The sequence below is a fragment of the Pseudoalteromonas sp. genome (genome assembly GCF_041629635.1).
Lineage (GTDB): Bacteria > Pseudomonadota > Gammaproteobacteria > Enterobacterales > Alteromonadaceae > Pseudoalteromonas.
Window position 1 is genome coordinate 1 of sequence record NZ_JBFKMX010000115.1, and the last position, 11,485, is coordinate 11,485.

12 protein-coding genes are annotated in these 11,485 nt (G+C 39.4%); 3 read left to right on the plus strand and 9 right to left on the minus strand.

Features of this window, described 5'->3' with window-relative positions:
- Window positions 1-664: class I tRNA ligase family protein (locus ABYD77_RS14480; protein ID WP_372770832.1), on the minus strand; the 664-nt coding region annotated here is incomplete at its 3' end.
- Window positions 665-805: 141 nt separating this feature from the next.
- Between ABYD77_RS14480 and ABYD77_RS14485 the strand changes: the two genes are divergently transcribed.
- Both ABYD77_RS14485 and ABYD77_RS14490 read left to right on the plus strand, forming a co-directional pair.
- Window positions 806-1,300 carry a peptidylprolyl isomerase gene (locus tag ABYD77_RS14485; RefSeq protein WP_372770833.1) on the plus strand — a complete coding sequence of 165 codons (495 nt, stop codon included), beginning with the start codon at window positions 806-808 and terminating at the stop codon, window positions 1,298-1,300.
- A 45-nt stretch (window positions 1,301-1,345) separates the two neighbouring features.
- Window positions 1,346-2,071: a UDP-2,3-diacylglucosamine diphosphatase gene (locus tag ABYD77_RS14490; protein ID WP_372770834.1), complete on the plus strand. Its 726-nt coding sequence runs from the start codon at window positions 1,346-1,348 to the stop codon at window positions 2,069-2,071.
- Window positions 2,072-2,094: 23 nt separating this feature from the next.
- Here ABYD77_RS14490 and ABYD77_RS14495 read toward each other — a convergent pair whose 3' ends face one another.
- Window positions 2,095-2,871 carry a tRNA isopentenyl-2-thiomethyl-A-37 hydroxylase MiaE gene (locus tag ABYD77_RS14495; RefSeq protein WP_372770835.1) on the minus strand — a complete coding sequence of 259 codons (777 nt, stop codon included), beginning with the start codon at window positions 2,869-2,871 and terminating at the stop codon, window positions 2,095-2,097.
- Between the two features lie 262 nt (window positions 2,872-3,133).
- Here ABYD77_RS14495 and ABYD77_RS14500 point away from each other — a divergent pair, with 262 nt between their 5' ends.
- Window positions 3,134-3,736, plus strand: coding sequence for a Yip1 family protein (locus tag ABYD77_RS14500; RefSeq protein ID WP_372770836.1), 603 nt, complete (start codon window positions 3,134-3,136; stop codon window positions 3,734-3,736).
- A 68-nt stretch (window positions 3,737-3,804) separates the two neighbouring features.
- Here the strand turns inward: ABYD77_RS14500 and purF are convergent, their stop codons facing one another.
- The 7 genes from purF to ABYD77_RS14535 form a co-directional block, all read right to left on the minus strand.
- Window positions 3,805-5,325: an amidophosphoribosyltransferase gene (gene purF / locus ABYD77_RS14505; protein WP_372770837.1), complete on the minus strand. Its 1,521-nt coding sequence runs from the start codon at window positions 5,323-5,325 to the stop codon at window positions 3,805-3,807.
- 26 nt (window positions 5,326-5,351) lie between these two features.
- Window positions 5,352-5,840, minus strand: coding sequence for a CvpA family protein (locus ABYD77_RS14510; RefSeq protein WP_274761436.1), 489 nt, complete (start codon window positions 5,838-5,840; stop codon window positions 5,352-5,354).
- A 60-nt stretch (window positions 5,841-5,900) separates the two neighbouring features.
- Window positions 5,901-6,560, minus strand: coding sequence for an SPOR domain-containing protein (locus ABYD77_RS14515; protein ID WP_372770838.1), 660 nt, complete (start codon window positions 6,558-6,560; stop codon window positions 5,901-5,903).
- Between the two features lie 2 nt (window positions 6,561-6,562).
- The gene (folC, locus tag ABYD77_RS14520; protein ID WP_372770839.1) at window positions 6,563-7,831 is read right to left on the minus strand and encodes a bifunctional tetrahydrofolate synthase/dihydrofolate synthase; all 1,269 of its coding nucleotides are present in this window, start codon (window positions 7,829-7,831) and stop codon (window positions 6,563-6,565) included.
- A 29-nt stretch (window positions 7,832-7,860) separates the two neighbouring features.
- Window positions 7,861-8,736: an acetyl-CoA carboxylase, carboxyltransferase subunit beta gene (gene accD, locus ABYD77_RS14525; protein WP_274761439.1), complete on the minus strand. Its 876-nt coding sequence runs from the start codon at window positions 8,734-8,736 to the stop codon at window positions 7,861-7,863.
- A gap of 131 nt (window positions 8,737-8,867) precedes the next feature.
- A complete protein-coding gene (gene truA, locus ABYD77_RS14530; protein WP_372770840.1) occupies window positions 8,868-9,659 on the minus strand; it encodes a tRNA pseudouridine(38-40) synthase TruA in 792 nt (263 codons plus the stop codon).
- A gap of 97 nt (window positions 9,660-9,756) precedes the next feature.
- A partial coding sequence (locus ABYD77_RS14535) for a FimV/HubP family polar landmark protein (protein ID WP_372770841.1) occupies window positions 9,757-11,485 on the minus strand: 1,729 nt, incomplete at its 5' end.

Here is an 11,485-nt window from a genome sequence, read left to right on the forward strand (position 1 = left end):
CAAAATGCGCACCTAAGTGCTTGTTACTCATTGCCGAACACTCAATATGCCAACCAGGGCGACCTTCCCCCCACGGGCTTGACCATGATGGCTCGTCTACTTTGGCTTTTTTCCATAGTACAAAATCAAGTGGATCATCTTTGTCTTGAGCAACTTCTACGCGCGCACCTGCTTGAAGCATATCTAAGTCTTGCTGCGATAATGCACCGTATTGTTCAAAAGTTGATACATCAAAGAGTACATCACCGTTGCTTGCTATATAGGCATGCTTTTTCTCAATCAAACGTTCAATCATCGCTATGATTTCATCCATATGACCAGTTACAGTAGGCTCAATATCTGCAGGTAGCATATTCAGCGCATCAAAATCTTCATGCATTGCTTTAGTCATACGCATAGTAAGCGCATCAATTGCTTCGCCATTTTCATTTGCACGCTTGATGATTTTATCATCTACGTCTGTGATATTTCGTACATAAGTTACATCAAAACCAGCATGACGAAGAAAACGATTCATCACATCAAACGACACATAAGTGCGTGCATGACCCACATGACAGTAATCATAAATGGTGATACCACACACATACATGCCTACTTTGCCAGCTACTAGTGGTTTAAAGGCTTCTTTTTGTCGTGTAAGTGTGTTGTAAATCTGCAACATTTATAATTTCCTCTATGTTTGCGCATACTAAAGCGTCATTTTAACATGGTTGTGGTTAACGGATAAATCTTTCTTTGTTCTATTACCAGATATTTTATAAAATAGCCTGACACTTATTAAAAACTAACAGTTGGAATAAACATGGTTACTATTAAAACCAATTTTGGCGACATCAAAATCGCTTTAAATACAGAAAAAGCTCCGAAAACAGTAGAAAACTTTATTAACTACGTAAAATCGGGTTTTTATGACGGTACTATCTTCCACCGTGTTATCGACGGTTTTATGGTACAAGGCGGTGGCTTCACTGCTGATATGGAACAAAAAGACGTACAAGCACCAATTGAAAACGAAGCAAATAACGGCCTAGAAAATAAAGTAGGTACGATTGCAATGGCACGTACACCAGATCCACACTCAGCAACAGCACAGTTTTTCATTAACGTGAACAACAACGACTTCTTAAACTTCACTAGCGAAACATCACAAGGCTGGGGCTACTGTGTATTCGGTGAAGTAGTTGAAGGTATGGATATTGTCGAGAAAATCAAAGCTGTACCAACAGGCAGCTATGGTTTCCACCAAGACGTACCGCTTGATTCTGTTGTGATTGAAAGCGCAACTATCGACGCTTAATTAGCATCTTTTGCCCCGCATTTCCGGGGCAATTTCTGGCCTACTATGAATAAAACCTATTTTATTGCAGATCTTCACTTAAGCGACGACACTTCCTTGATTAATCAAGGTTTCTTTACCTTTGTTAATAAATTACAGCAAAACGCCCAATCGGTAGATGCACTTTACATTCTTGGTGATTTTTTTGAGGCATGGATTGGTGATGACAACCATACAACACTCAATCAAAAAGTTGCCGATGAATTAAACAAATTAAGCCAATCGGGCATAAAACTCTTTTTTATCCATGGCAACCGCGATTTTTTAATTAAAAAACACTACGCCAAAGCATGCGATATGACATTGATGCCTGAGCAAACAGTCATTAATTTATACGGCACACCGACGCTAATTTGTCATGGCGATCAGCTTTGCACTGACGATATTGAATACCAAAAATTCCGTAAAAAAAGCCGCTCATGGTGGTGGCAAACATTAATGCTTAATTTACCGCTCAGTTTTCGCCAAAAGAAAGCAGCTAAAATTCGTGCCCACAGTAAACAATCAAAAAAAATGAAGTCGCAAGCCATTATGGATGTGAACGAACAAACTGTGTCAGAATATTTTACTAAATTTAATGTTAGTCAGATGATCCACGGTCACACTCACCGCCCTAACGTGCATAATTATGATAATAATAAAACACGTTATGTGCTTGGCGATTGGTATACCGATTTATGGTATATCGAGGCATCACAACAAGGCATAAAACTGATTAGTGAGCCTTTATAAAGTTAACACAATCAAAAAGAGCGCTAACTGCGCTCTTTTGGTTTTCCACTGTGAAATTTAAAATCGTCATCAGGTGACGAAATTAACTCAGCTTCTATTTCACCGAAAAATTTCACTCGTTCTGAAATATCCTCTCCCGCAACCTGCTGAGCAAGAGCAAGATAGTCTTCATAATGACGCGCTTCTGAGCGAAGCAATGAAATGTAGAATTTACACAGTTCATCATCTAAATGTGGGGCTAGCTTTGCAAAGCGCTCACATGAGCGGGCTTCTATATAAGCACCGCAGATCAGCTTATCAACCAAAATTGCAGGCTCGTGGGTACGCACATGTGTCATCATCCCTTTCGCGTATCGACTCGCCGTGATATTTTCGTAAGGAATACCACGCGCTACCATAATCTCTAATACTTGGTAAAAGTGATGAAGCTCTTCTTTAATTAGCAACACCATTTTATCAATCAAGTCTTGGCCAAAATTCGAGTCACTTTTGGGCACGATTTCTTTGCTAAGCTTGTAATGCTCAGCGAGTGACTCTAACGAACCTTCTTTCTTATAAACAAACTTCTCATAAGGCTGGAACCACTCAAGTAAGGCTTCACCACTTTTTTTGTCTGCGGCATATTTACGAATAAGCCACATTGCCGTTTGCCCAGCTTTTAACTCACAAATTAAATGATCGAGTAACAAAACGGGTAAATTTTCAATTTTCTTGGCTTCAGTTACCCATTCATCTGGGGTTTCACAGTGTAAAAACTGATAAATGGGGGCTAGTAAATCTTGATATTTAGCTAAACTCATATCTACGTTAGACAAAAATGAATAATAACTAATTTTATCATAACAACTTAAACTAAGTCTTGAATCTTCTTATTTCACCTTTGTTTGCATTGATCTTCATCAGTTCTTAAATAAAACCTTCAATGATATTTCTTGACATTTTATTAACAATCACCAATAAGTAGTAATGACCTGTTTAAAAAAACAACAAACGCTAATTGTTGAATTTGAAGTCAAAAAATCACATTAGCCAATCAATTTAGGGTAATACAAGGAACACAATATGATTTTAAATCACCTTTGGGGTTTATACGCCCACCCAAAAGAAGAGTGGCACACAATTGATGCTCGCCACGAAAGCTTTGGTTATAGCATGTCTCATATCTTGCTTATTGCATTAGTACCAAGTGTAATGGGTTATTTTTCGGCAGTTTATTTAGGTTGGAGTGTCGGTGTTGGAGATCGCATTTTTCTGACTGAATCAAGCGCGATGTTACTTGCGATTTCAATGTATTTCGCTCTTATTGCAGGCGTATTTACACTCGCATACCTTGCACATTGGATGGCAGTTACATTTGGAGCTGAACCAAGCTATACACAAACACTTGAATTAGCAGCGTATACGTCAACGCCTATTTTTATGTCTGCGCTAGCGGCATTCTACCCTGAATTATGGTTTATTGTTCTGGTAGGGTGCGGCGCTGTAGCTTATTCAGTATATTTACTTTATACAGGTGTGCCAATTTTAATGCATATTCCGGAAGAGCGGGGCTTTATATACGCAAGCTCTGTCGTGACTTGCGGCTTAGTACTACTGGTTATTATTCTTGCGGCAACTGCGATTATGTGGACATCAGGCTTCGGACCTATGTTTACATCAGGCTGAGTAAAAATTTTTAGCTAATATAGTTAAGGAGCTTAAAGCTCCTTTTTTATCGATTAATTTCCTAGAAATTATTCACTAGCATCTTGGTTATGAAGCTCTAAACCTGAAGACATTGCTGATTCGCGGTCAGATTTTGCAGCATCGTTACGCAGTGCATCAATACGGTTTAAGTAAGCTTGGTCAATATCACCAGTCACATAATTACCATCAAAAACAGATGTTTCAAAGTTAGTAATTTCTGGATTTTCTTGGCTTACAGCACTGATCAAATCATTTAGTGATTGATAGATTAGACCATCTGCGCCAATGCTTTCATTGATATCTTCAACTTCACGACCATGAGCAATCAGTTCTTGCGCTGATGGCATATCAACACCATACACATTCGGGAAGCGAATTTCTGGCGCCGCAGATGCAAAGTAAACATTTTTAGCACCTGCTTCACGTGCCATTTCAACGATTTGCGCAGATGTTGTACCACGTACAATTGAATCATCTACAAGTAATACGTTTTTACCTTTAAACTCTTGTGCAATTGCATTAAGTTTACGGCGTACCGACTTTTTACGTAGCTCCTGACCCGGCATAATAAAGGTACGACCAATATAACGGTTCTTTACGAAACCTTGACGGTAAGGTAATTCAAGTACATTTGCCATTTCTAGCGCAATATCACATGATGTTTCAGGAATTGGAATGATTACATCAATTTCTTTGTCAGCCCATTCACGCTTAACTTTTTCGCCAAGTTTAGTACCCATGTTTACACGCGCTGCATAAACTGAGATTTTATCAATCGTAGAATCTGGGCGAGCAAAATAAACAAATTCAAAAATACACGGGCTATAAGAAGCATTCGATGCACATTGCTGTGAATGTAATTGACCATCGTTAGAAACAAAAATAGCTTCACCTGGTGCAACATCGCGAATAAATGAAAAACCACACGCATCAAGAGCAACACTTTCAGATGCGAACATATATTCAACACCCTGCTCTGTTTCACGTTTACCAAATACGAGTGGACGAATGCCATTAGCATCACGAAATGCAATCATACCGTGACCGATAATCATCGCGATTGATGCATAACCACCAACCACTTTGCTGTTTACAGTCGTTACCGCAGTAAATACATCTTCTGGCGAAAGCTCTAGTTTATTAGGCTTAGCAAGTTCATGAGCTAAGATATTTAGCAATACTTCTGAATCTGATGTGGTGTTAACGTGGCGCTTTGCCGTTTTAAATAAGTCTTCTTTTAACGCTTCTGCATTTGTTAGGTTGCCATTGTGCGCAAGCGCAATACCAAATGGCGAGTTTACATAAAACGGTTGTGCTTCAGCTGAGCTTGAAGAACCAGCCGTTGGGTAACGAACATGACCAATACCCATATCGCCTTGTAAACGTTTCATATGGCGTGTGTGAAATACATCTTTCACAAGGCCATTATCTTTACGTAAGCTAAAGGTGTTATTGTCAATGGTAATAATACCCGCCGCATCCTGACCACGGTGTTGCAAAACGGTTAGACCGTCATAAAGGGTTTGATTTACCGGGGTAGTTCCGACGATACCAACGATACCACACATGAGAAAAGTCCTCGCCTGATAAGGGGTTACTGAGTTAAGAAGCTTGAATTATCTTCTAGGTATTCGAAAAACCATTCAATAATAAAGCTAAACTCTGGAATTAAATTTGAACGACTCCACCAGTCTTTACTTGGGGCACTGGTGAAAGCATCGAGAAAAAATAATAGTGCACTAATTATAAGCACGCCACGTAAAGCGCCAAATACCAAACCAATTACTCGGTCGGTGCCTGACAGCCCTGTTCTTTGGACTAATTCTCCAAGCACATAATTGACTAAACTGCCGACAATCAAAGTTGAGAAAAACAAGATTGCAATTGCAGCGCCATTACGTACTAGGGGTTCGGAGATTTGGTCTGTAAGAAAAACAGCGAGGTGTTCATAAAACATGCTTGAGATAAAAAAGGCAGCAATCCAAACAGCTAGCGACATTGCTTCTTTAACAAAGCCGCGCATCAAACTTATCAAGGATGAAAGCCCGATGATACCCAGAATGGTGTAATCTACCCAGATCATATTAACCTGCCCTTTTATGTTTCGCGCGCATTTTATATAAGCTTACGCTTAATTGCCAGCTCAATTTGTGATTTCGAATTGTGTTACTCGACCATTTAGCTTGGTTAATTTTTTTAACTGAGGTAATTGCGATTCTAACTTTTGCTTGTCTAGCTCAGGGCCTACAAACACTTTTGTTAAGGTGCCTGAGGGTGTTTTAATTGGTTTAGTAAATGCTGTAAAGCCAGAGCTTTTCAATTTAGCCAATAAAGAATCAACATTTGCTTTGTGCGAAAAACTGCCTAACTGAATCACCCAAGCAAACTCATTAAGGTTACTTTCTTCAGCACGTTTAACAGCAACTTTGGGCTCAACTTCAACCTCATTTACAGCTGGTTTTACACCAACGTCAACCGTAGCCACTTTCTTTTCTTCAATGATTTCAGCTTCTGTTTGTGCTATTTGCTGATCGGCTGAGAGTTCATTATTAAAAGGTGAGTTTTCACCTTCATCAATCGCCGCTTCTTCAATGACAGGCGTACTTGGCAGTGATTCACGAGCAAGCGTTTGGTCAGGCTCTGGATCAAGTTCTATCGCTTTAAATTCAGGGCGCTCAGGAATGTCTTTAAAGGTTTCTCTTTTTTGTACCTTTTCGCCATCCAAAATATTAGGAATAAACACAATCGCTGCTGTTACAACGATAATGGTACCCACTAAACGGTTGATAAATTGACTAGTCACCCTCACTCCTTATTTTGCCAAAACGCAATTGCATCAGCCACAGTGTAAAATGAGCCAAATACAATTAGCAAATCTTCATCATCCATGGTGTTTAAAATAGTGTTTAAACCTTGCGCTACACTTGCGTGTAAAGACAGTTTTGGCGATTCAATTTCGCACTGTAAATTAGCTGAAAGATTTTCAGCCTTATCGCCCCTAAAGCATGACAGAGTCGCTAAATGCCATTCATCTACTTGCGCTTTAACTGCGTTAAATACGGCTTTTTGGTCTTTGTCTTGTAACATACCAGTTAAAGCAATAACATTTTTACCGCACGCTTTAAATTGTGCCAATTTAGCTGCTAGATAACGGGCAGACTCAGGATTATGAGCAACATCTGCATACACCAACGGCTTTTCACTTAAACGCTGAAAACGCCCTTCAACGGTAAGATTAGTCAACACCTTACGAAGTGTTTGCTCGTTAGGTAATAGGCCTAATGTATCAAGAGTTGTGATTGCCGTTGCAACATTTTGTGCCGGAATATTTGGCACAGGCAATTGAAACGCTAATTTGTCATTTTTATAGTCAAGTGCATCATTACTTAACTCGAATGAATAATCTCTTTGCGCTGCAATTAGTTGAGTGCCTAATTCTTCTGCGTATTGCCAAATTGAATTAGGAATAGCTAAATCACCAACAATTGCCGGAGCATGTGCTCTAAAAATACCGGCTTTTTCTCTACCCACTAACTCTCGAGTATCACCTAAGTATTCTTTGTGATCTAAGTCGATAGTGGTTATAACAGAAGCAATTGGCTCAACAATGTTGGTAGCATCCAATCGACCACCTAAACCAACCTCTAATAAAATGTAGTCAGGCTTTTTCTGCTTAAATACTTCAAGTGCCGCCAGTGTACCAAACTCAAAATAAGTCAGACTGATGTCACCGCGCCCTTGTTCAAGCGCATGAAATGCATCTACGTGGTCTTGATCGGGTAATTCGGCGCCATTAATGCGTACGCGTTCGTTATAGCGAATAAGATGCGGCGAAGCGTAGGTACCAACAGAGTAACCTTGTGCCAGTAGAATGGCCTCTAAACAACGGGCTGTAGTGCCTTTACCGTTTGTGCCAGCAATTAAAATAACATTTGGAAGTGAGGTATAACCTTGCTTTTCACCTACTTGGCGAACGCGTGTTAAACCCATATCAATGTTTGAAGGATGAATTCTTTCTAAATAACAAAGCCAATCATCTAGACTCGACGATTGGCTTGGTACAACATGTGTCATAGTGCAATAAGTTGCTAAATCAGTTTAGATTATGCAATTCTATGCTCTTGTTCAGTTGACGGCAAGTGCATATATTTCGCAACAAGGCGTGCAATGGTGTCGCGCATTTCACGACGGTCAACAATCATGTCGATTGCACCATGCTCTAATAAGAATTCAGAACGTTGGAAACCTTCCGGTAAAGTTTCACGAACTGTCTGCTCAATTACACGCGGACCAGCAAAACCAATTAGTGCTTTTGGCTCAGCAATATTAATATCACCTAGCATCGCTAATGACGCAGATACACCACCCATGGTAGGGTCAGTAAGCACTGAAATAAACGGTAAACCTTGCTCACTCATTTTATCAAGTGCAGCACTTGTTTTTGCCATTTGCATTAATGACATTAGTGCTTCTTGCATGCGCGCACCACCAGAAGCTGAGAAACAGATTAACGGCATTTTACGCTCAAGACATGCATTTACCGCTTCAACAAAGCGCGCACCTACAACCGATGCCATAGAACCCCCCATAAATGAGAATTCAAATGCCACAGCAGCTACTGGTACACCTTTTAAGCGACCTGTCATTGCAACTAATGCATCTTTTTCGCCACTTACTTTTTGTGCGCTAGTGATACGATCTGAGTATTTTTTTGAATCTTTAAATTTAAGAACATCTTTTGGTTCTAAATCTTGACCCAATTCTACTTGTTCGCCATCGTCTAAAAACTGTTCAAGACGTTTACGAGCGCCAATGCGCATATGATGATCACATTTAGGGCAAACATGTTGTTGTTTTTCTAGTTCTGCCTTGTAAACAATCGTGTCACAATCACCACATTTAGCCCAAACACCTTCAGGAATTTCTTTACGACCTGTAGACTTGGTTGTTTTTGGTAAGATCTTTTCTAACCAGCTCATTTAAATCTCTCTCACTGCTATATCTGCTTTGAACGGCGCAGAAAATTTTTGCAATTAAAACACTAATCGTGCGACTAAGGTATAAAAAACTGGTCTAATATGTCGCTAAATTGTGTTATTTATTCGGTTTTTTATAAGCTATTTGGCAAAAATAGCGGCCCTGGATTTGATTTGGGTATTTCAAAATGTTCAGGGTAATCAACTTCAACTAAGTACAAACCGCCTGGCTTTGCCGTTGCAGATGCCTGTGTGCGGTCTTTTAAGGCTAAAACTTGCTGCATCCACTCAGGTGGATACTTGCCTTGACCAATATCTATCAAACAACCGGCAATATTTCGCACCATGTGGTGCACAAACGCATTGGCTTTAATATCAATCACAATAAAATCGTTAAAACGCTCTACATTTAAGTGCATTACGTTTCTAAACGGCGTTTTTGACTGACAATGCACAGCGCGGACTGAAGTAAAGTCTTGTTCGCCTAGTAAATAAGGCGCTGCTTGTTGCATTTTTTCAACATCCAACGGATGGTGATAATGGCTTAAACCGGAGCGCAAAATACCTGGGCGGTAAGTGCTGTTATAAATAATATAACGATATCGCCTCGCAGTTGCGCTGTAGCGAGCATGAAATTCTTCACTCACTTCTTTAGCCCAGCGAATAGCAATCGCATCAGGTAAATTGGCATTTACACCAAGAGTGAACGACACCATAGCTCTATCTGCCGTAGTATCAAAATGCACTACTTGGCCGGTACCATGAACACCCGCATCTGTTCGACCTGCACAAGTCACTTCTATTTTTTCGTTACAAATTTTTGAAAGCGCATTTTCGAGCTCTTGTTGTACACTGTTAACATGTTGTTGGCGTTGCCAACCACTGTACTGAGAACCATCATATTCTACGCCTAGAGCGACTCGCATGAACAATATTCCATGAATTTGAAAAACCCCAATTATACCGAGACGTTGCCTTGATACCAAGTATAAAAAAGCCCGCATTACGGGCTTTTTCAAATAACTAAGACAGTTGTTGCTTTAGCGCTAAAGCTTCATCTTGAACTTCAGGAGGACCATTACTGATAACCTCTTCTATCACCTTTAATGCACTTTCAGCATCATTTATTTCAAGATAAGCGCGTGCAAGATCTAATTTTGCAGAGTAGCCTTGGCTTTCCATATCAACATCCAAAGCATCCTCTCCTGCCAGTAAATCCTCAAAATCGCCTAAACCAACATCCATATCTACATTTTGGTAAGGTTCAACATCAGATTCAGCATCATCACTTTCTTCAAGTAAATCGTCGATATCTAAATAGTCTGATTCTGAAGTATCAATTTCTTCTACTTCAAATGGTTCAGCTTCTGTTTGTTCATTTAAGAGTGAGTCAAAATCAAGCTCAAAGTCTTTTTGCGACTCCGCAGTAATTGGTTCTGGCTCAGCTAATTCATTTAATAAACTATCAAAATCAGTACTTTCTAACTCATTAATGAGTAAATCATTACTGTTATCTAAGTCACTACCAATAATGTCATCATCGAGGAAATCATCTTCATCACTAGCTGAGAGATCTTCAGTGGTGATCACTTCTTCATTAATAGCTTGCGCGTCTTTAATTTCGGGTAATGGTTCTTCCGAGCCAAAAGCTGGTGCATCAATTTCTTCAAGCGCTTCATCTAGTTCAAGTTCTGGATACTCATCCAAAGTTTGACTAGGGGCATCTGCACGCATTTGCTCGTCGTTATCAAATGCATCTGATAAACGTTCATCTTCTGCTTCTAAATCAACATCAATTAAAGGGTCGTCACCGAAGTCAATACTGTCCTCAGACAATAATTGCTCAGCAAACTCACTATCTAAATCATCGTCTGATAAACCAAGACTATCAGCTGTTACATCTTGCTGTTGTTCATCTGGTAACGCGATGTCATCGATTAAATCATCAGCTTGCAAAAGCGCATCATCTCTTGCTTCAGTTAAATGGGGTTCTTCAATTTCGTCAAATTCATTAAGTAAATCATCACCTACATTATCCAATTCGATCTCTTGCTCTTCAGGTAATGTAGTAATCTCTTCGTTTTCTTGAATTTGTTCTTCAAAGTTTTCAGGTGAAGGAACCTTGCTTTCTTCAGAGGCTAAATTTTGTAGTTCCGTTTCGAAGTTTTCATCATTAGATAGCGAATCTGGCGCAGCCTCATCATTCTGAGTATCAAGCGCATCAACTGACATATCAGATTCATCTAATGAAATATCAAGATAATCTTCATCTAAATCCAAGTCGCTTTCAGCAAATTCAATTTCGTCTTCTTTATATTCAAGAGCTGACTCTAATGATTCATCTTCATTTATTGAATCACTAACTTCATTTGTTTCATCAGCATCTGAAATGTCATCAAATGATCCATCAATGTTATCTAATTCATTATCTGACTCAAGTTCATTCTTTGTTTCGTCAGTAACTAACTCGCTTTTTGTCAAATCATTTTCTAGTTCAGTATCTTCAAGCACTGAACCTAGTAATTCATCTTGTTCTATTGGATCGCTAACTTCATTTGCTTCTTCAACATCTGCAGTTTCATCTAACAATGCATCGATGTCATCTAATTCATTATCTGACTCAAGTGCATGCTCTTTTTCGTCAGTAGCTAATTCGCTTTCTGCTAAATCATTTTCTAGTCCTGTATCTTCAAGCGCTGAATCTAGTAAAACATCTTCATCAAGAGAATCACTAACTTCATTAGACTCTTCA